The organism is Sulfuriflexus sp. (assembly GCF_032250955.1).
GTDB lineage: Bacteria > Pseudomonadota > Gammaproteobacteria > AKS1 > AKS1 > Sulfuriflexus.
Genome location: NZ_JAVVES010000034.1, coordinates 1 through 21,193 on the forward strand (window position 1 = coordinate 1; position 21,193 = coordinate 21,193).

20 protein-coding genes are annotated in these 21,193 nt (G+C 58.3%); 4 read left to right on the forward strand and 16 right to left on the reverse strand.

Annotation, left to right across the window (positions count from 1 at the left end; genetic code table 11):
- A partial coding sequence (locus tag RQ738_RS07720; RefSeq protein WP_314163771.1) for a glutathione S-transferase occupies positions 1–763 on the forward strand: 763 nt, incomplete at its 5' end.
- A 20-nt stretch (positions 764–783) separates the two neighbouring features.
- On the opposite strand, the gene RQ738_RS07725 is transcribed toward RQ738_RS07720, so the two are convergent.
- Positions 784–2,964, reverse strand: coding sequence for a YgiQ family radical SAM protein (locus RQ738_RS07725; protein ID WP_409929535.1), 2,181 nt, complete (start codon positions 2,962–2,964; stop codon positions 784–786).
- Positions 2,965–3,370: 406 nt separating this feature from the next.
- Here RQ738_RS07725 and RQ738_RS07730 point away from each other — a divergent pair, with 406 nt between their 5' ends.
- Together RQ738_RS07730 and RQ738_RS07735 are read left to right on the forward strand one after the other, a co-directional pair.
- Complete coding sequence (locus RQ738_RS07730) at positions 3,371–3,904, forward strand: hypothetical protein (protein ID WP_314163779.1); 534 nt, start codon at positions 3,371–3,373, stop codon at positions 3,902–3,904.
- A gap of 283 nt (positions 3,905–4,187) precedes the next feature.
- Positions 4,188–4,955 carry a sulfite exporter TauE/SafE family protein gene (locus RQ738_RS07735; RefSeq protein WP_314163783.1) on the forward strand — a complete coding sequence of 256 codons (768 nt, stop codon included), beginning with the start codon at positions 4,188–4,190 and terminating at the stop codon, positions 4,953–4,955.
- 129 nt (positions 4,956–5,084) lie between these two features.
- Here RQ738_RS07735 and RQ738_RS07740 read toward each other — a convergent pair whose 3' ends face one another.
- Both RQ738_RS07740 and pmbA read right to left on the reverse strand, forming a co-directional pair.
- Complete coding sequence (locus RQ738_RS07740; protein ID WP_314163788.1) at positions 5,085–5,495, reverse strand: GFA family protein; 411 nt, start codon at positions 5,493–5,495, stop codon at positions 5,085–5,087.
- A 10-nt stretch (positions 5,496–5,505) separates the two neighbouring features.
- Positions 5,506–6,867 (reverse strand): metalloprotease PmbA, encoded by a 1,362-nt coding sequence (gene pmbA / locus RQ738_RS07745; RefSeq protein ID WP_314163793.1) that lies wholly within the window; start codon positions 6,865–6,867, stop codon positions 5,506–5,508.
- A gap of 83 nt (positions 6,868–6,950) precedes the next feature.
- Between pmbA and yjgA the strand changes: the two genes are divergently transcribed.
- On the forward strand, positions 6,951–7,457 hold the full coding sequence (yjgA, locus tag RQ738_RS07750; RefSeq protein ID WP_314163799.1) for a ribosome biogenesis factor YjgA: 507 nt from the start codon (positions 6,951–6,953) through the stop codon (positions 7,455–7,457).
- A gap of 4 nt (positions 7,458–7,461) precedes the next feature.
- Here the strand turns inward: yjgA and RQ738_RS07755 are convergent, their stop codons facing one another.
- From RQ738_RS07755 to holA, 13 genes are all read right to left on the reverse strand, one after another.
- A complete protein-coding gene (locus tag RQ738_RS07755; protein ID WP_314163806.1) occupies positions 7,462–8,049 on the reverse strand; it encodes a hypothetical protein in 588 nt (195 codons plus the stop codon).
- A gap of 17 nt (positions 8,050–8,066) precedes the next feature.
- Entirely contained in the window at positions 8,067–8,312 is a 246-nt protein-coding gene (locus tag RQ738_RS07760; protein ID WP_314163812.1) for a hypothetical protein, read from the reverse strand.
- A 17-nt stretch (positions 8,313–8,329) separates the two neighbouring features.
- Positions 8,330–9,772, reverse strand: a complete 1,443-nt coding sequence (gene tldD, locus RQ738_RS07765; protein ID WP_314163821.1) for a metalloprotease TldD — start codon at positions 9,770–9,772, stop codon at positions 8,330–8,332.
- Complete coding sequence (locus RQ738_RS07770; RefSeq protein ID WP_314163824.1) at positions 9,769–10,605, reverse strand: carbon-nitrogen hydrolase family protein; 837 nt, start codon at positions 10,603–10,605, stop codon at positions 9,769–9,771. Before RQ738_RS07770 ends, tldD begins: the two co-directional genes overlap by 4 nt.
- Positions 10,605–10,982 carry a hypothetical protein gene (locus tag RQ738_RS07775; protein WP_314163829.1) on the reverse strand — a complete coding sequence of 126 codons (378 nt, stop codon included), beginning with the start codon at positions 10,980–10,982 and terminating at the stop codon, positions 10,605–10,607. The genes RQ738_RS07770 and RQ738_RS07775 overlap by 1 nt, the downstream gene beginning before the upstream one ends.
- A gap of 97 nt (positions 10,983–11,079) precedes the next feature.
- Positions 11,080–14,931, reverse strand: a complete 3,852-nt coding sequence (locus RQ738_RS07780; RefSeq protein WP_314163840.1) for a YhdP family protein — start codon at positions 14,929–14,931, stop codon at positions 11,080–11,082.
- A 20-nt stretch (positions 14,932–14,951) separates the two neighbouring features.
- Complete coding sequence (rng, locus tag RQ738_RS07785) at positions 14,952–16,412, reverse strand: ribonuclease G (protein ID WP_314163844.1); 1,461 nt, start codon at positions 16,410–16,412, stop codon at positions 14,952–14,954.
- A gap of 74 nt (positions 16,413–16,486) precedes the next feature.
- Positions 16,487–17,077 (reverse strand): Maf family protein, encoded by a 591-nt coding sequence (locus RQ738_RS07790; protein WP_314163849.1) that lies wholly within the window; start codon positions 17,075–17,077, stop codon positions 16,487–16,489.
- A gap of 203 nt (positions 17,078–17,280) precedes the next feature.
- On the reverse strand, positions 17,281–17,751 hold the full coding sequence (rlmH, locus tag RQ738_RS07795; protein ID WP_314163850.1) for a 23S rRNA (pseudouridine(1915)-N(3))-methyltransferase RlmH: 471 nt from the start codon (positions 17,749–17,751) through the stop codon (positions 17,281–17,283).
- Positions 17,751–18,131 (reverse strand): ribosome silencing factor, encoded by a 381-nt coding sequence (rsfS, locus tag RQ738_RS07800; protein ID WP_314163852.1) that lies wholly within the window; start codon positions 18,129–18,131, stop codon positions 17,751–17,753. The genes rlmH and rsfS overlap by 1 nt, the downstream gene beginning before the upstream one ends.
- A complete protein-coding gene (gene nadD / locus RQ738_RS07805) occupies positions 18,128–18,763 on the reverse strand; it encodes a nicotinate-nucleotide adenylyltransferase (protein ID WP_314163854.1) in 636 nt (211 codons plus the stop codon). The genes rsfS and nadD overlap by 4 nt, the downstream gene beginning before the upstream one ends.
- A 39-nt stretch (positions 18,764–18,802) precedes the next feature.
- Positions 18,803–20,074, reverse strand: a complete 1,272-nt coding sequence (locus RQ738_RS07810) for a glutamate-5-semialdehyde dehydrogenase (protein ID WP_314163859.1) — start codon at positions 20,072–20,074, stop codon at positions 18,803–18,805.
- A gap of 49 nt (positions 20,075–20,123) precedes the next feature.
- Positions 20,124–21,191, reverse strand: a complete 1,068-nt coding sequence (gene holA / locus RQ738_RS07815; protein WP_314163867.1) for a DNA polymerase III subunit delta — start codon at positions 21,189–21,191, stop codon at positions 20,124–20,126.
- Positions 21,192–21,193: the final 2 nt, after the last annotated feature.

Genomic DNA, 21,193 nt, shown 5'->3' on the forward strand with positions numbered 1-21,193 from the left:
CCTCCAATTTCCAGAAAACTATCTCTATTGCTCCAAATTCGCTATATTTTTACCCACTAATTTTTCCGAAGAGCCAATAAATTTTACGACGACCGGCCGCCAGCCTATCCGGATGAATAGCCGCCTGCCGATCCTGTATAGCTTTCGCCGTTGCCCTTACGCCATACGGGCACGGCTGGCTATTGGTTCCAGTGGCATAGTCGTCGAACTGCGCGAGGTCGTGCTGAGCGACAAGCCCGCCAGCATGCTTGAGGCCTCACCCAAGGGCGAGGTGCCGGTACTGGTCTTGCCGGATGGCAAGGTCCTCGAAGAAAGCCTCGACATCATGCATTGGGCGCTGGCACAGCATGACCCGGCGCAGTGGTGGCCGGGTGATAGCGACTTACGGCAACAGGCCGGCGCCTTAATCGAAGAGAATGACGGCCCGTTCAAGCACAACCTCGACCGTTACAAATACCCCGACCGTTACCCGAATGAACAGGCTGCGGATTATCGGGCAGAAGGGGCAGTGTTTTTAGACAAGCTCGAGCAACGCCTCAGGCGGCATCGCTACCTGCTCGGCGAACAGGTTACTCTCGCCGATATCGCCAGCATGCCTTTTATCCGCCAGTTCGCCCATACGGACAAGGCCTGGTTTGACCAGGCCCCCTACCCTTGCCTGCAACAATGGCTGACCGACTGGCTCGAATCGGAATTGTTTCAGGATGTCATGAAGAAATACCCAGCCTGGCAGCCGGGTGATGCGGTGACCAGTTTTCCATAGGCCTTATTAAGATCAAAAGCCTAACGCCGTCTCGAAGTCTTTTGCTTGCCAGCCGGTTTACGGCGTGTATTCGCCCTGGCTTCAGGTGCAGGTCTGGCACGGCCCTTAACCGCAGCTTTCCTGGCAACCTTCTTTCTCGCCGTCACTTTCTTGCCAATGCCTTTCTTCGCGACAACCTTCTTCTTGCCGTGTTTTGCCTGGGCGGCCTGTTTCTTTTCCTCGGCATAACCGCGCACACCTTCCGGACGCCCGCCGGTACCCGCGGGTTGCCAGCTTGGCACGAGGTGCTGCTTGCCGTTACCGATCAAATCGGACCGGCCCATACGCTTGAGCGCGGCACGCAACATGGGCCAGTTCTCGGCATCGTGGTAACGCAGGAAAGCCTTGTGCAGGCGACGTCGTTTATCGCCGCGCACGACACTGAGACGTTCCGAGTTTCTATCCACCTTCTTCAGCGGATTCTTGCCCGTGTGGTACATGGCCGAGGCGATGGCCAGTGGCGTCGGCAGGAAGGCCTGCACCTGGTCGGGGCGAAAGCTGTTGCGCTTCAGCCATAGCGCGAGGTTGAGCATGTCTTCATCGGTAGTGCCCGGGTGGGCGGAGATGAAGTACGGGATCAGATACTGCTCCTTGCCCGCCTGCTTCGAGAACTTGTCGAACATTTCCTTGAACTTGTCATAGGAACCGATGCCCGGTTTCATCATCTTGCTCAGCGGCCCCTGCTCGGTATGCTCGGGCGCGATCTTTAAATAACCGCCGACGTGGTGCTGCACGAGTTCCTTCACATACTCGGGCGAACGCACCGCGAGATCGTAACGCAGCCCGGAAGCGATAAAGATCTTCTTGATGCCCTTGAGTTTACGGGCCCGGCGATAGAGGTGGATCAGCGGCTTGTGATCCGTATTCAGGTTGGTGCAGATGTCCGGATATACGCAGGACAGACGCCGGCATGCTGATTCAATCTTCTCGCTCTTGCAGGCCAGGCGATACATGTTCGCGGTCGGGCCGCCGAGGTCGGAGATGTTACCGGTAAAACCGGGCACCGTGTCGCGGATCGTCTCGATCTCCTGAATGACTGAGTTTTCCGAGCGGCTCTGGATAATCCGCCCCTCATGCTCGGTGATGGAGCAGAAGGTACAGCCGCCGAAACAACCGCGCATGATGTTGACCGAGAAACGGATCATCTCCCATGCCGGCAGCTTCGCCTCACCATAGGCCGGGTGCGGCAGCCGCGTATAGGGGAATTCAAACAGGCGATCCATCTCCGCCGTGCTCAGCGGAATGGGCGGTGGATTGAGCCAGATGCTGCGCTTGCCGTGTTGCTGCATGAGTGCCCGCGCGTTACCGGGGTTGGTTTCCATGTGGAAGACCCGCGAGGTATGCGCATAGAGAACCTTGTCACCGGCAACCTGTTCAAACGACGGCAGGCGCAGCACCGTCTTGTCACGGTTGAGTTTAACGCGCCGCGCGTCGAGCTGGACGATGGTGCGGTTTTCCGGGGCCGCGTCGGTCTGCGTAACCTGCTGGCAGTCCGGCTCGGCGGCATACGGGTCGGGGTGTTGTTCGATCCTGCCCGGCTGATCAACATCGGTGGAATCGATCACGGCCCAGTCTGCCGGGGCGGTGGTCAGCATGTATGCCGTGCCACGCACGTCAGTGATGTCGCGAACCGCCTCGCCATTCGCCAGGCGATGGGCGATCTCAGTGATGGCACGTTCGGCATTCCCGTACACCAGCAGGTCGGCCTTCGAATCCGGCAGGATGGACTTGCGCACCTTGCCCGACCAGTGGTCATAATGCGCGATGCGGCGCAGGCTGGCCTCGATACCGCCGATGATCACCGGCACGCCCTTGTAGGCCTCGCGGACACGCTGGCTATAGACCATGACCGAACGGTCCGGACGCTTGCCCGGCGCACCATCCGGCGTATAGGCATCGTTATGGCGCAAACGACGGTCCGCCGTATAACGGTTTACCATCGAATCCATATTGCCGGCGGTGATGCCAAAAAACAGGTTCGGCTGGCCCAGCGCCATAAAGGCGTTTTTATCCTGCCAGTCCGGCTGGGCGATGATGCCAACCCGGAAACCCTGCGCCTCCAGCAGACGACCGATCATGGCCATACCAAAGCTCGGGTGATCCACATAGGCATCGCCAGTGACCAGGATAATGTCGCAGCTGTCCCAGCCCAGATCATCCATCTCGGCCCGCGACATCGGCAATACCGGCGCAACACCAAAACGTCTGGCCCAGTACTGGCGGTGAGAAAAGATATTGGCAGCTTTTTGCATAAGGAGAACGGTCAGGATTGGTTAGCGCAGGCCAGGGTGAACAATGTTTTGATTATAACGTATTTCGGTCGCGAACAGGCAGCCGGCAATAACCGTCAACCTGGGAGGGCTTTAGCACAGACGTGGCCATGATCGATTTCCATATGAAGAAAAAGGCAGGAACTGATCACAACCTCATAAGATAGAGAACACGCATAAGGCGGCACTCCTCTGGCTCTCATGCCATAAGAGTTGCCCCTCTTCTTGCTGCACCTAATGGAAAACGCCTCCTGGCCGATATACCAGCAAGATACTCTAGCCCTGAATCGAGAAACCGATGACAATCACCCGCCTGCTGCCGCTTTTTCTGAGTCTGATACTGGCCCCGCTGGCGCAGGCGCTGGAAAAATCTGTCTACGCCCCCCTGCACGAAAAGGTCGAAACAGGCGAGACGCGCCTCTCTGCCTACTTCTCCATCAAGCTATCAGGAGGCATCATGCGGCCGCGGGTGCTGGAGACATTTCACCACCAGGGTGACAAGAAAGTGCAAATCGGGCTGGTCAAGTTTTCCGAATATTCGCCGCGCCAGAACGGCTATGCAATCTCTGCCGATGGCAAGACACTGCTCTATTTCCACCGTGACCTGCCCGCCTCCAAGGTGGTGAACAAACGCAGCGGCTTATATGAATTCCGGCACGGGCACGGCGATAAGCTGTTGCATCGGGATGCCAACAATAGTGAATACCTGGAAGAAAAGTTACCCGCCAACACCGTCGTGTTTGGCGTCTACAAGAAAGAGGCCAATTCCTTCCGCATCCAGGGTGAGGTCTATACCCGCGATACTGATGGACGCGAAAAACGCCTTCAGTAGCATTTCGAAAAGTATTTTTCTCCTCTTCCTGGATAAAAACTCCCCCATCAACCAGTCAATACATAATCATGCTGCCTTTAAGGATGCAGAAAACTGGTTATAGTTTTTCTGGTATTTCTGCTCTGGCCCGGAATATCAATATTCATCGACAAGGAATTGTTGCTATGTCTGATCTGGCAGTCGCATGACGACTCCCTCGCCAGCCAATTTTTTAGCCAGGCGATGCTCAGGAGAATAATCACCTGGAACGGACTATGGCTTGTCGCTGCTATATAATTCCTCAATGAGTATTATTGAGCTTGTTTATTCTCCCGTCTTTATCGCCGGGCTTTTTTTTATCGTCGCCTTTGTCTATTCATCGGTGGGGCTTGGCGGCGGCTCTTCCTATACAGCGCTGATGGCGATTCTTCGCTTCAATGCCATGGCCATACCCATGATCTCGCTGAGCCTGAACCTGCTTGTGACCAGCATCGGCAGTTTCAATTTCATTCGTAACCGGCATGTCCGCTGGCGTCTGATCGCACCCTTCCTGATCACCTCGATACCGATGTCTTACCTGGGTGGTTCACTGCAGTTGCCGAAGACCGTCTTTTACTGGCTTCTGTTCGTCTCGTTGCTGTTTGTCGTTGCCCGTATCTACCTGTGGCGGGAAACCAGTTTGCAGTTGAACCTGTCGACGCGGGGCAAGCTTGTGGTCTCGCTTGTGGCCGGCTCGGTACTTGGCCTCATCGCCGGTATTGTCGGCATCGGTGGCGGGATTTACCTTGTGCCGCTGATTATCATTCTTGGTCTTGGCAAGGGTCAGCAGGCGGCGGCCTGTGGTGCGATCTTTGTCTGGCTGAACTCGGCCGCCGGGCTGGCCTCACGTTTACAATACAACGCCATCGATCTCGGTGGCTACATTCCGCTGATCATCGCCGTGATCCTCGGCGGCTGGCTCGGCTCTTACCTGGGCTCAACTCGCTTCTCAGCCCGTAAGATGGAGAAGATCCTGGGGCTTATCATCCTCGTAGCCCTTGCCTTCCTTGGCCGCAAGCTGCTGTTTTCTTGAGGATAAAGCCGCCCGCTCGTTACCGGGAGGGACAAATCGGCCCACTAGCTCTTTTGGATTATTGTCTCCGGGCGGCCCGCTCTCTAGGATGGGTGTTCAGGGACAGGGATACCAGGGACGGCCTTCTTCTTATTCCTGCTTCGGCATATACGCATCAAATTGCGGCAAGTCATCACAGATTTCATCCCACTCGGCCTTTGACGAGGCAAAGATATGCGCCAGCGGACGTTCGCTGACCGCGGAGTCTATCGTGCCCAGGCGCACACGCAGACGTCCCGGATACATGTTGGCGTTCTTGCTCATAATCGGTGAGCCACAGGTCTTACAGAAATACTTGATATTAGCCGGCGGCGATTCGTAGGCGGTGAGGTTGTCTTCACCCTGGACAAACCTGAACCCTGCCTGCTCGGCAAAACCGTTGGTCGCATAGGCACTGCCCTGCGCCTTGCGGCACAGCGAGCAATGGCAATAGACAATGTCACTGATGCCACCGTGCACTTCAAATCTCACGGCACCACATAAACAGCCACCTTCGTACATAAAGACCTCCTTATTCACCGGCGATGGTCATTTCCTCGATCAGGATCGAGCCGGTTCGCGTGCTGCGCCGCAAATCGACATCATTACCGACCTCGAGGATATGCCGGTACATGTCATTCAGGTTGCCGGCAATGGTGATCTCGGCAACCGGGTACTGGATCTCGCCACCCTGCACCCAGAAACCGGCCGCGCCGCGTGAATAGTCACCCGTGATGGTGTTCACTGACGAACCCATCAGTTCGGTGACCAGCAGGCCGGTATCCATTTTCCGCAACAGTCCCTGCGCATCGAGACTGCCGGGCTCAATAGTCAGGTTGTGCGTGCCGCCGGCATTCGCCGTGGTCTGCATGCCAAGACGCCGCGCTGAATAACTGTCAAGCACATAACCCTGCAGCACACCGTTTGTGATCAGGTCACGCCTGGGCAGGGTTGCTACGCCTTCGTAATCAAACGGCGCGCTACCAAGGGCGCCCGGCAGATGCGGTTGTTCATAGATATTAATGTTATCGGCGAATACCGGCTCACCCAGTCTGTCCAGCAGGAAAGAGGCCTTGCGATACAGGCTCGAGCCGCGCACGGCGCCGATAAAGTGGCTGAGCAGACTCGCCGCGCTCTCCGCTACATACAGGACAGGCACCTTGCGCGTACTCAGCTGACGGGCACCGAGGCGCGACACGGTACGCTCGGCAGCATGCCGGCCGATGCTGCTCATGGGCTCGAGATCTCTGGCATCCCGCGCCGAGCTATACCAGTAATCCCGCTCCATGGCACCGGCCTCTTCGGCAATCACGGCGACGCTGGCACTGTGATAAGTACTACCGTATCCATTCAGGAAGCCATGCGTATTACCGTACACGCGCAGGCCATTATGGCTGGAGATGGAACCGCCTTCGGAATTGTTAATGCGCTTGTCATAGCCGAGCGCGGCAGCCTCGGCCTCACGTGCCAACTCGATGGCCGCAATGGTGTCGATCGCCCACGGGTGGGTCATGTCGAGGTCCGGAAACTCGCTGGCCATAAGCCCGGCATCGGCGAGCCCGGCATATTCATCCTCGGCGGTGTGTTTGGCGATATTGCAGGCGGCCTCGACCGCACGGCTAATCGCAGCGGTCGAGGTATCGGTGGTGCTGGCCGTGCCCTTGCGATGCCCGAAAAAGACCGTGATACCCATGCCGTTATCGCGATTATGCTCGACGGTCTCCACCTCGCCGAGGCGCACCGTCACGCTATAGCCGTTCTCGGCGGAAATCGCGGCCTCGGCGGCACTCGCCCCCCGGCCCTTGGCCTCATCAAGGGCGATACTGATAGCCCGTTCCAGTTCGGCTTTGGCAGGCAGCTCACCCTGCCCGTTCTGTACTGCTGGCTGTGACATAAACTGTTTTCCCGTTATGCTGTCAAAGACAGCATTAAATCTCTATCATTAGGCCTCCGCTTCGAGGCCTGTAGTTACCCATAATGACCGATCACGATGACAACGACGAATTTATCAGCAAGTCGCAAATCAAGCGCGACATGCACGCCCTCACCGATATGGGTGCGCAACTCGTCGACCTGCCTGTCTCGCAGCTGAAAAAACTGCCTCTGGATGACAGGCTGTTCGATGCCATCCGCGAGTGTCAGGCGACGCTCAAACACGGCGCCCGCAAGCGCCAGTTAAAATTCATTGGCAAACTCCTCCGCCACGCCGACGGTGAGGCCATTCGCGATGCCCTCGATCAACTTGAGGCCCCCAAACGCGAGGCCATTGCCGAGTTTCACTCCGTGGAGCGCTGGCGTGATCGCCTCCTTGAAGAGGGCGATGCCGCGCTCACCGAGCTTTTGGCCGATTACCCGGACGCGGATCGCCAGCAACTCCGGCAACTGGTACGCAATGCCCGTAACAGCAAGCAGAGCGAAGAACGCAGCAAACGGCAGTCACGCGAAATCTTCAAATTCCTGCGCGAGATGATCATCGGCCATTAGCGCACTAAAGTACCGAGACCGCCTTCACCCACACCAGTTCGCAGGCACCGTTGCCGGTGTCGGTACGCGACAGGGAACTCTGCCAGCGCCAACCATCATCGGCCTTGATCTTCACCAGCTGCCCGGTAAGGGCAACCACATTGCCCTCGCGAATCCCGGCCAGTTGTTCGGCCACCCGCTCATCGGCAGGGATCATGTGCATGTTCGAACTGTGGCGGATGATCTCACGGTGCGGGATCGGCTCCTGCTCAGCCCGCCAGTAATAAAAACGATTCCCCTGGCTGATATCGATCTTGTCCAGCACCTGGTTATCTGACATCGGGCCCCAACCCAGTGCAAGATCCAGCGGCGACAAGGCCGCCTCGCGACCCAGGGTGTATTTCTTGCGCGATAAGACGCGGGCCTCAATGGCAAAGTTCGCCAGCGGCGTAACGGTATAGTCAGCATGCCTGAAGGCAGGCGCATTGTTGACCTTGTGTTGTAGCGGCTCGGCTGCGGCAATAACGCCGTCGGCCTGCTCGATGACACGGTTCTGATCATATTGCCAAAGGCCGCCCGCCACCAGAACTGTTACCAGCAGTAATTTTTTCATACCCATGCCCGGCCCGCTCAGGCCACCAGCCAAACCGCTTCGGCAGAATTATTGGCATGGATGTTAATGACCTTGTAAGGAAACGCCTTGTTCTTCGGGTTCTCCTTGACGCGCAGCATGTGGCCCGGTTCCCAGTCGCGGGTAAAACAGACGAAGCCTGCATAGACCCTGAACCGCGCGCCGTCATCGAGAACGACGACCTCACCACCGTCTTCGATGCCCTGCAGGAAATGACCGTCTTTGAGACCGGGATACTTATGCATCTCTCACCCCAGGCACTTCAGGCGTTGGTCCCGCCAACGGTCAGGGCATCAACCCGCAGGGTCGGCTGGCCTACGCCCACCGGGAGGCTCTGGCCTTCCTTGCCGCAGGTGCCAACCCCGGAGTCCAGGGCCAGGTCATTGCCGACAAGCTTGATACGGTTCATCACGTCCGGGCCATTGCCAATCAGGGTGGCGCCTTTTACCGGGGCGGTAATCTTGCCGTTTTCAATCAGGTAGGCCTCGCTGGCCGAAAAGACGAACTTGCCCGAGGTGATATCAACCTGGCCGCCACCGAAGTTCACGGCATACAAACCCTTTTTCACCGAGGCGAGGATCTCTTCGGGGTCATATTCACCGGCGCGCATAAAGGTGTTGGTCATGCGCGGCATCGGCAAATGGGCGTATGACTCGCGCCGACCGTTGCCGGTCGCGGCTACCCCCATGAGGCGGGCATTCATCTTGTCCTGCATGTAACCGCACAGGACGCCGTCCTCAATGAGGACATTTTCCCGGGTGACCGAACCCTCATCATCCACATTCAGGGAGCCGCGGCGGTCCGGTATGCTGCCGTCATCGACCACGGTGACGCCTTTTGCCGCGACCCGTTCACCGACCCGGCCGGAGAAGGCTGAACTGCCCTTGCGGTTGAAGTCCCCTTCCAGACCGTGGCCCACGGCCTCGTGCAACAGGACCCCCGGCCAGCCCGGGCCCAGTACCACATCCATCGTGCCCGCAGGGGCCTCGATGGCCTCAAGGTTGACCAGCGCCTGGCGCACGGCCTCCTCGGCATATTCCTTGGCCAGGTTGTTATCCAGGAAGTAACCATAGCCGAAACGTCCACCACCACCATGGCTACCCTGCTCACGCTTGCCATTTTGCTCAACGATCACATTAATGTTCAGACGCACCAGTGGCCGTATGTCGCCGGCCAGCGTGCCGTCACTGGCGGCAATCAAAATCGTATCATGCACGGCGGCGATGCTCGCCATCACCTGCACCACGCGCGGGTCCGCAGCCCGGGCCGCGGCATCGACGCTCAGCAACAGGGCGATCTTGTCTTCAGCGGGAATACTCGCCAACGGATCCAGCGGTGTATAAAGATTACGGCCTTGCGCCCCGCTCCAGGCCTTGACCTGGTTATTGCCACCACTGTGGGCAATGGTGCGCGCGGCATCCGCCGCCTGCGTCAGGGCAGGTAACATGATGGAATCAGAATAGGCAAAACCGGTTTTCTCGCCACTGATCGCGCGAACACCGACACCCTGATCAATATTGAAGCGGCCGTCCTTGACGATACCGTCTTCAAGTGACCATGACTCATGCCGGCTTAACTGAAAATAGAGATCGGCGTTATCGACATCATGCGCCATCAGATGGTCAAGAATATTCTGCAGATCCGACTCGCCGAGGCCGGCAGGCACGAGCAGCTGTTGCCGGGCCTGTTCAAGTTGTGTGTTCATAATTCACTATCCGAAAGATTGCAGGAGATGCGGCGGTGATTGGTGGCCGGAAAGTTACTGCGCACCTTGCTGACATGCTTGTGATCGATGTCCGCCATAATGAAACCGGAACCACTTGGCAGGCGGTCCAGTATCTGTCCCCATGGATCAACGATCATGCTGTCGCCGTGCGTCTCACGACCATTGATATGATAGCCACCCTGATCAGCGGCAATAAAGTAAACCAGGTTTTCGATCGCGCGTGCCCGAACCAGTGACTCCCAGTGCGCCTTGCCGGTGATCGCAGTAAAGGCTGAAGGCAGGGCAATGATCTCGACACCTTCATCGAGCATGCGGCGAAATAATTCCGGAAAGCGCAGATCGTAACAAATCGCGATACCCATCTTGCCGAACGGCGTATGCACCACGACAACCTCGTTGCCCGGTTCAATGGTCTCGGATTCATTATAGTTTTCAGCCGTCGCCGCGATATGCACATCGAAGAGGTGGATCTTGTCATAACGCGCAACCCGTTCGCCCTTATCATTGAGAAGCAGGCAGACCTGGCGGACGCGCTTCTTGTCATGACCCTGCATGGGCACCGTGCCGCCAACAAGCCAGACTCCATGTTTCCTCGCCTCCTCGGCGAGGAAGTCCTGCATAACACCATGACCATCCTCTTCGACATGGGCAAACTTGTCTGCCTCGCTCTGTCCTAGGAAGGCAAAGTTTTCCGGCAAGACGATCATCTGTGCACCGGCCTTGGCCGCGTCGTCTATCAGACGTGCCGCCTCGATCAGGTTTGAATTAACATTTGGCCCGGAAGCCATCTGGATAGCGGCAATCTGACTCATCACTTCACACTCGTTATCGACATAATTTCTAATTCAATTTGTTGCGGAGAACTGCCCGGGCGCATTTCTATCAAGGTGGGTTCTATCCCCAGTGAAATCAACCAGCCCTGTAATTCTTCCGCCCAGATACTGCCCTCGTCACCGCCCGGATAGCGGACCAGTAAACGACTCCCCGGGGTATTGAGCAGGTCGCGGATGGCCGTACGCACCGGCGACATCGACAGCACTGCCTGGCCACTGCGCGGCCGTGCCCACATCTCTGCAGTCAGCACCTGCCTGTTTGCCGGTTCGCTCTGCACCATGGAGGATGGCAGGGATTCCAGGGCCATGCCCGGGGCAACAATGAGAATAAATAACAGGGGCCAGAGTGGTTTCATCGCCAGATCATCATAACACAAAGCCCGCTCGGCCCGCTTTATACACCCTCACTTGACGAGGTCATATGCCGGCCTGGTCATGTGCATGGCCTGCGCATTATTCCGTGGATACAACGGGTCTTTCGACCTCGGCCAATTTAACGATTTTCGGATCATCCCAGCTGCCGGTGATCGTATATTGATACTGTGTAATTTTGTCGATGGTCTTCTTCAGCAGTTTATCAATCGCATATAACACGCCACCGGCTACCGGTCCGCCAAGCAGGGCACCAGCCAGTGGCAGACTGGCCGTCAGGTGAGGGGTCACGGTTACCAGCTGATCATAATCCTTCGCCGCCAGTCCCGTCCGCCCCGAAATGTCGATACGTGCCGCCGGCCCCTCGAGATACATATTGGTTGTATAGGCATCACCGCGTTCCAGCTCGAATGTGCCCCTGATGCTGTCAAATCTGAAGCCTCGCTTGAACACATCGCTGAAATCCAGGGACAGGCGCCGTGGCAGGGTTTGCAGGCTGAGCAGACCAAACACCCGCCCGGCACCCGGGTTCACATCCTGGAGCTGGCCATCACGAATATACAGCGAGAGTTCACCATTCAGTTTGTGAAGTGCGAACTGCATGGGACTACCCGGCCATTCCAGTTGCGCCTCACTCTCGCTCCGCCCGGCAGTAAAACCGCTCACATAACCCAGATCGGCGAGGAGTTCGCTGAAGGCGCTGCTCTCCAGTTTCGCCTGCAAACGGGTACTTTGTACACCCTTGTTGACGGCCCATTCACCGCTGGCGCCCAGGCTCGCGCGCGCACCATTCAGCTGCAGACGATCCATAAACAAGCCCTCCGGTGTCCTCACCACATTCGCCGACAGGTTACCGAGCTCGACATTATCAAAAATGAACGCTTTCACCTGTAGGTCAAAACCGGGAAGACTGCGCGGGTCAATCCGGCTCTCGGCGCTTGCGTCGCCCGGGTCGCGCTGCACCTTCAGGTAATCCAGATCCAGCTTCATGGGCCGCTCCAGCGGCTCATCGTTAACCCATATGCGACCGGCCAGGCGATCCGACTCAACATCAAGTTGCCAACGGTCGTCCTCGCGCCGGGCATTTACACTGACCTGCCTGAATATCTCGTCAAAGGCGTCCAGTTCGCCCACATTCAACCGCACCGACGAGAGCCAGGCGGGTATGCCAGGTGGTGACTGGCCGTCACCCTTGAACAACTGCAGGCCGGTGGTGTAATCCACCCAAGACTGGAGCGCCAGTTTTTCGAGCTGACCACTGACAACCAGCCCTGTTTCCTTCGGCAGGCCCGTGACCGACTTGCCCAGCACCACTTCGCCGCGCAGCAAGGCGAATGCCTCATCCAGTTCAAGCACCGCGCTCAACAAATCATGGTAGGTCACCGCCACTTCATACTGCCGGGTATCGCCAAGGCCAAGGCGAATATGGAGAGGCCGTCGCTGTTTTGCCATTTTACCCAGCGGCGTCGGGGCGGCAATAGACACGCCTTCCAGGTTCGAGCTGAGCACAAGCTTGGCCTCTTCACGCGTAGCAGCCCCTGCCCCGGGGATCTGCACTGCCAATAACCAGTCAGCCTTGCCCGGCATGACATCCGGGATCGATTTATCGAAATACTTGCGCAGACCTGCATTCATATCCAGTCGGGTACGCGCCTCAATGTTCAGGGCAACGTCATTTCGTTTCCCCGGTTCGACACGGATAACCACGGCCTCTCCCATCAGTTCCGCCTGCAAGGCTTCACCGCGAAAGTCGCCGTCAACCACACTGACTTCCCCATTCAATTTCTGTAACGAAACGGGTTGGTCCTGTAAGGCGATCGTGTTGTTATCAAAACGCATGCGGCCGCTTAGGTGTTCCTCGCCTGCCTCCAGTGGCAGACGCATGGCCAGTTCAAGTTCACCACTGCCGCTGGCCTGCAGACGTTGCAGGGTTTTTACATAGTCCTTGCCAAGGCCGCTGCGCACGACATACTCGATCACATCGGCCGTCTGGACATCCATAAGACCACGCAGGTGCAGAACCGGGTTGTCGGCATCCAGGTCCTCGATGGCCATCTGGATATCCTTGACTGTCGAGTTCAGGATACGGCCACTCTGGGCATTGATTCGCATGCTGCGTCCGCTGAACACAACCTCGGCATTTGCCCCGTACAGCATCGGCCATCCCGGCTCGTAATCCAGTACCCCATCCCTTACATCGAAGCGAACTTCAAACTTGCCTTCACCATGGTCGAATGGAAACTGCGCCATTGGACCGTGCAGGATAACCCCCCCGGCGGGGACATAACCATCGACAATCGCCTTGTCCAGCCATGCCACGGCATCATCCGGGATCACATTCACGGGCATATATTTGCTCGCCTGCTTGCCCTTGCCTTCCCTGAAGTAACCCACCAGGTCGATATAGGGCTCGCCTTCAGGAGGCAACAGCATCGTCAAGCGTGTGTCGAGCTGAATGTCGGCATTGCTGACATGCAGGCCCGGCGCATCGATCTGCCACCCGGCAGCGGTATGCCGCCAATAGATATCACCCTGCAGGCGATCCAGGGCGAGACGGTCACGGAACATTATCGGGTAATCGAGCCGGGCATCGTTGCTGTCCAGGTGCAGGTAGCCCTGCTCCGGCCGAGCGATCAGGTGCCCGGAGAGCCCCGTCCCGGCGGGTAATTCACGCCACGGACGCGTAGACAGCGCCGTAAAGTCGGCTTCAATATGCAGGCCCTCGCCTTCAGCCTCGGCTGGCGAATAGTGCACAACAAGGTTTTTTAAATCCGCCCGTGGCTGCAGGCCCAGTAATGCTGCATGCCGCGCTTCATCCAGCAAGCCAAACAAGGCCGCTGTTGAGACAACGTCATCAAGACGAACAAAGTCAGCACTGAGTTCATAACGCTCTGCCCCGGTATGCGCGATCACTGCCGCCTCTGATGACGGCCATGCCTGCCCGTTAATAACCGGTGAAAACCGGTTTAAACGGACGTCCCAGCCACTGTCGAGCTGACGCCATACAAAATCACTGGAGAGAGCCGTTAGCGGCAGCTGTTTACCCTTGCTCCCGGAAAACTTCAGGGCCTGTGTATCGACACTGCCCTCGACCTGCTGCAAGCGGCCGCTTGCCCAGTTACTCCATAATTCGAAATTGGCTACGCCTCCGGCAATACCGATCTCCGAGAAGATGTCGCGGGGCCACCACTCCGGCAGGACGAATCCCCTGCCCTTGATATATAACTCACCGGCCCAGCCTAGCGGGTTAAGCAGGTCACCTTGCAGGTCGATCGCGAAACCAAAGGCCTCACCGAGGTGTCCGGGTAGCACCAGGCTACCCTCGATCTGGTGACGCAATTGATCATTACGCAGACGCAGGTAAACATCCGCGAAGAACAGATTGTTAACCCCGCTCTTTTCGTCGCTCCAGTAAAGGGAACTGGACTCGATGCCTATTTCGGGCTGGCGAAACAACCACGCCGAGATCAGGCGGGAGTAATCTTTCTGGCTGTCCGTCTTGTCTTCAGCATCGCTCAGGCCGTGTACGCTGACACTGCCATCCAGATGTCGGGTGAACGACAGTTGTATGCCACTGATCGTCAGGCTGGACGGCACAATATCCTGGCGCCATAAGGAGGCCAGGAGATCAATACCGATTCTGGCCTCGGCAAACTGCAGGCGCGCCTGCCGGTCATCCGCGTCATAGACGCGTACGTCTTTGAGGCTGACCTCGGGACCGAGTCCGTTCCACTGTGCACGCAACCCCGAGATACGAATCGTTTGCCCGGCATAACGACTGACCAGTTGCTCGGCCTCACTCTTGTAGTCTTCAACCAGCGGCAGCAGCAGGCGCGCCATGCTCACCAGCAGCGCCGCCAGAACGACAACCGTCGCAAAGCTGTACCAGAGGGTCGCCAGTGCTGTTCGAATGAGAGGATGTTTAAATTTCACGATCGATCCAGCGTCCTGTCTCACATAAGGACGACGTCGTATTGTTCCTGGGTATAAAGTGACTCCACCTGCAGCTTGATCGGCTTGCCAATAAAATCCTCGAGTTCGGCGATATTATCCGACTCCTCATCGAGCAGGCGGTCCACCACCTCATGACCGGCCATGACGAGAAAGGTCTGCGCATCATACTGACGCGCCTCGCGCAGAATCTCGCGGAAGATTTCATAACACACGGTTTCGGCTGTGCGCAGGGAACCGCGGCCATTGCAGGTTGGACAGGTCTCACAGAGTACGTGTTCCAGTGATTCGCGTGTACGCTTGCGGGTCATCTCGACCAGGCCGAGGCCCGACACCTGGCTGATGTGACACTTGGCGTGATCGCGTTCGAGTGCCTTCTCCAGCGCACGCAGGACCTGGCGCTTGTGCTCCTCATCCTGCATGTCGATAAAGTCGAGGATAATGATGCCACCGAGGTTGCGCAGACGCACCTGCCGGGCAATCGCCTGGGCCGCCTCGAGATTGGTCTTGAAGATGGTCTCTTCGAGATTACGGTGGCCGACAAAGGCACCGGTGTTGACATCAATGGTGGTCAAGGCCTCGGTCTGATCGATAATCAGGTAACCGCCCGATTTGAGCTGGGCTTTTTTTTCCAGGGCCTTGTGAATTTCATCTTCAACCGAGTACAGATCAAAGATCGGGCGTTCCCCCGGATAGTATTCAATGCGCCTGGAGACCTCGGGGATAAACTTGCGCGCAAACCTGGCGGCGCGTTCGAAGGTTTCGCGTGAGTCGATCCGGACCTTTTCAATCTCGGGGCTGACCAGGTCCCGCATCATGCGCATGGCCAGCGGCAGGTCTTCATGGATCACCGACTTGGTCGGTGCAGTGCGCATACGTTCACGAATCGCATCCCACAGGCGATTAAGGAATTTAACATCGGCATCCAGCTCGGCCTCACTGATGCCCTCGGCGGCGGTGCGCAAAATATAACCGCCGGCATATTCCTCGGTGATAATGTTTTCCATATGTTCGCGCAGGCGCGCCCGCTCCTCCTCACCCTCGATCTTTTGCGACACCCCGATATGGGAGGTGCCCGGCATGAAGACCAGGAAACGGGAAGGAATAGAGACCTGCGTGGTCAGGCGCGCGCCCTTGGTGCCGAGCGGGTCCTTGATTACCTGCACACAAATATCCTGACCCTCGTGCACCAGCTCGGTAATATTATCGAGCTTCTCTTCCTCGCCGCTGACGCTCTCGGAGACAATGTCCGAGGCATGCAGGAAGGCCGCACGTTCCAGGCCGATATCGATAAAAGCCGCCTGCATCCCCGGCAAGACACGCGAAACCTTGCCCTTGTAGACATTGCCCACAAGGCCACGCTTGCGCTCGCGCTCGATATAGACCTCTTGCAGAACACCGTTCTCCACCAACGCGACACGGGTCTCGTTGGGGGTCATATTGATTAGAATCTCACTACTCATATTGCCACTACCCGTCCCTGCGGGTATTCCTTATTATTATTACCTTATGCATCATACCACCGTCACCGGCACTTTCAGATGACAGGGATCGCAAATTCCCGCAATAAATCAGCGGCTTCGAATACGGGCAGGCCCATTACCCCGCTATAGCTGCCTTCGAGGTGCTCGATAAACATGGCGCCACGTCCCTGGATGGCATAGGCCCCGGCCTTATCATCCGGCTCGCCGCTCGCAGAATAGGCCCGGCGCTCGGCGGCCGTGGTCTGGCGAAAGCGCACCCGGCTGATGCTCAGACGCATCGCCTCGTGTTCCTCGCCATTGCGTACCCCGATGACTGCCACGGCTGTCATGACCCGGTGTTCGTGGCCCGACAGGCGCGCCAGCATGGCTTCGGCCCCGGCAGGTCCCCCGGGTTTCCCGAGTATCTCGTCACCCAGTACCACGATGGTATCGGCGCCCAGCACCGGTCGATCCTGCGCACTCTGTTGCCAGCCAGCGCGTGCCTTCTCCAGTGCCAGACGCTCAACAAACCGCACGGCGGCCTCGCCAGGCCGACGCTGCTCTGGCACCTCGACCGCAATCACCTCAAATCGGACACCGATTTGCTCCAGCAGTTCGCGCCGGCGCGGTGATTGGGAGGCGAGGTATATGCCGCTGTTATTCATGATTAAACCCTAAAAACATAAATAGACAGGATTTACAGGATGGACAGGATTGGTTCGTGTTCTTTTTAACATCCTGTTAATCCTGTAAATCATGCCTGATTTTCCTGGAAAAGCCTTAAAAACATAAATGGGCAGGATTTACAGGATGGACAGGATTGGTTCGTGCTCTTTTTAACATCCTGTTAATCCTGTCTGATTATTCTTCAGGCCCGGTGGTAAGGATGGTTAGTCAGCAATGACCAGGCACGGTAGAGTTGCTCGGCCAGGACCACCCGCACCAGTGCATGGGGCAGGGTCAGGTTGGAAAGTGACCAGCTCATATCGGCACGCTGCCGGACCTCGGCGGCCAGGCCATCGGCACCGCCGATGAGCAGGGCCACGTCACGGCCGCCCCGGCTCCAGTCGGCCAGCTGCCCGGCGACCTCCATGGTGCTCCAGGCGCGGCCGTGTTCATCAAGGGTGATGACCAGGCAATCCTTGGGTAGTGCATCGAGCATGCGTTTGCCTTCATCGGCAATGGCACGGGCGATGTCGGCGTTCTTGCCGCGCTTGCCGGCCGCGAGCTCGACAAGGTTGAGGCGGTATTCGCCTGGCAGGCGCCGGGCAAAATCCTGGTAGGCTGTATTAACCCAGTCCGGCATGCGCTGACCCACTGCAATAAGGTGAATGCGCATCAGCCCCGGGCAGTATCCCCGGCATCACTTTCCGCGCCCATCTCGGTGGCCCAGAGTTTCTCGAGATTATAGAAATCGCGGACATGCGGCACCATGACATGGACCACGACATCGCCCAGGTCAATCAAGACCCACTCGCCTTCCGTCTCGCCCTCGGTACCAATCGGTAGCACGCCATGCTCCTTGGCCTTGACCACGACGTTGTTCGCCAGCGCCCTGGTTTGACGGCTCGAGGTACCACTGGCAACCACCATGATATCGGTGACGCTGCTCTTGTCCCGCACATCGATGACATGGATATCCTGTGCCTTCACATCTTCCAGGGCATCGACGACGATCTTGCATAACGCCTCTGCATCCAGGTTTACTGTTGTATTCATTGATAAAGTCCGTGTTGCTGAATATATTCCCAGACCGGGTCCGGGAGTAGGTAACGTGCACTTTTGCCGGCGGCAACAAGGGCACGTATTCGTGTCGCTGAAATCTCAAGGCGGCTCGCCTCGAACAGGTAAATCTTGCCGGCCGTTTCGTTGCCCAGCTCGCTCACCTGCTGACAGTGACGTTGTTCATATTCCCGCCGCAGGTCGGCATCCTGGAACTGTAATTCACTGCCCGGCCGCTGCACGACCAGGACATGGGCCAGGCTAAAAATTTGCTGCCAGTCTTTCCAGCTGGCGAAGTCGATAAAGGCATCCATGCCCACGATGAGGCAGAGCGAGGCGTCGGGGTAGTCCGCGCGCAAGTCGTGCAGGGTATCGACGGTAAAGGAGCGCCCGGCACGCCGTAGTTCACGGCCATCGGCGACCAGCCCCGGTTCACCAGCAATCGCCGCCTCGAGCATGGCCAGGCGATGCGCGCCGCTGACGTGAGGCGCCTCGCGTAACGGTGATTGCTGACACGGCAGCAGGCGCACCTGCTGCAAGTCGAGCATTTGCAGGGCATCGAGCGCAATCCGCAAATGCCCGCAATGCACCGGGTCGAAGGTTCCGCCAAGAATGCCTGTCGGTTTCATAACCTGCCGGGAAGGGCCAACCGCGCCGGGCCTTGTTGCCTATGTGCGAATATGGCCGTCACCGATAACGATGTATTTCTGCGAAGTAAGGCCTTCCAGCCCGACCGGGCCACGGGCGTGGATCTTGTCGGTACTGATACCGATCTCCGCACCGAGGCCGTATTCAAAGCCATCGGCAAAACGGGTCGAGGCGTTGACCATCACCGAGCTTGAATCGACCTCGGCGGTGAAACGACGCGCCCGCGAGAGGTCTTCGGTCAGGATCGACTCGGTATGCTGCGAGCTATGCGCATGAATATGTTCAATCGCCGCATCCAGATCAGGTACCACGCGAATCGACAGGATCGGCGCAAGGTATTCCTCGTCCCAGTCCGCCTCGGTCGCCGCCCGGGCATCGGTCAGGATCGCGCAGGTCTTTTCACAGCCGCGCAACTCGACCCCGGCCCCGGCATACTTCGCGGCCAGTGGTGGCAGGATGGCCGCGGCAATGCCCTCGGCAACCAGCAAGGTCTCCATCGTATTACAGGTCCCGTAACGCTGGGTCTTGGCATTAAAGGCCACGGCTATGGCCTTGTCGAAGTCGGCCTTGTCATCGATATAGACATGGCAAACGCCATGCAGGTGCTTGATGACCGGCACGCGCGCCTCTTCCGAGACCCTTGCTATCAGGCCCTTGCCACCGCGCGGCACGATAACATCGACATAATCGCGCATGCGGATAAGTTCGCCCACTGCGGCGCGGTCGGTGATCTCGATCACCTGCACGGCATCCTGCGGCAGACCGGCAACATCCAGACCCTGGCGCACGCAGGCGGCAATCGCCTGGTTCGAATGCAGGGCCTCGGAGCCACCGCGCAGGATAGCGGCATTGCCGGACTTCAGGCACAGGCCGGCGGCATCGGCGGTCACGTTCGGGCGTGACTCATAGATGATACCGATCACACCGAGCGGCACGCGCATCTTGCCGACCTCGATGCCGCTGGGCCGGTAGTTCATGTCCTTGATCTCGCCGACCGGGTCCGGCAGACCGGCGATCTGGCGCAGGCCCTCGGCCATGCCGTCGACACGCTCGTCATTCAGCTCAAGACGATCCAGCAAGGCGGCATCGAGACCCTGTTCGCGACCGGCCGCCATATCGCGCCGGTTCGCCTCAAGCAGGGCTGCACGGCCGGCGATGATCGCATCGGCAATCGCCTCCAGGGCAGTGTTCTTTTCTGCCGTGGTGGCACGCGCGATCGCGCGCGAGGCGGCGCGGGCGCGCACGCCGATGTCCTGCATATAGGCGACGACATCGATATCTTGTTCTTTCATATTGGTTGGCATCATTATCACACGTTAAGTATTGGTTGCCGGCGGTCGATCAGCCGCGGGCCCGGGCCACACTGCGCTGCAGGCCGGTCGCCACGGGCAGGCCGGCGAGAGCGAGACACAATTGTAACAATTCATCCCGTACATTGCCTGCCAGCTGGCCCTTGATAACCCGGTCGATACGCGCCGCGACCAGTACCAGGCCCTGCCAGCGGCGCGGGCCACTACGTTGCAGGGCTTTTTTAATCAACGGCTTGCGCTTTTGCCAGACCCGGTAGCGGGTCATGACCTGGTCCACGGCCGCATCCGACGGCCGGCCGCCAGCGGTGGCGCATTCGGCCGCCATGCCGGCCAGGCTGCGCAATTCGCGACCGAGTACCCACAAGAGCAGCACCGGCTCGATGCCCTCTTCCTGCAGGCGATTGAACATGCGCTGCGTGTGCGTCGCATCGCCGCTCAAGGCGGTGTCGACCAGCCGGTAGATGTCAAAACGGGCATTATCGACCACGGCCTCGTCAATGTCTTCGAGGGTGATCGGCCCTTCACCGTGCAGGAGTTGCAGCTTGTCGATCTCCTGGGCGGCGGCAAGCAGGTTGCCTTCGACACGCTGCGCCAGCAATTCAACGGCGGCAACATCGGGTTGCAGGCCGCGTTCGCGCATACGCGCGCCAACCCAACCGGGCAGGCGTGCCGCTTCCAGTGGCCATATGGTCAGGCTGGCACCGGCGGCCTCGAGGGTCTTGAACCACTTCGCCCGCGGGATCGCGGCCTCGAGCTTGCCGGTGATAATCAGTAACAGGGTATCCTCGGGTGGCCGTTCGACCCAGTTCAGCAGTGCCTTACGCCCGGCATCCCCTGGCTTGCCGGTCGGTATACGCAGCTCAATGATGCGCTTTTCTGCGAACAGGGAGAGTGTATCACCGGCATCGTTGAGGGCTGACCAGTCAAAACTGCGGTCAACGTGCATGACCTCGCGCTCACTGTAGCCCCGGGCACGCGCCGCGTGGCGGATGGCATCGGCGGCCTCCTGCACGAGCAGGGTTTCATCTCCGCTCAGGATATAGAGGGGGGCGAGGTCAGCCTGTAGATGCGACTCGAGTTGTGTGGCGTTAAGCTTCAAGC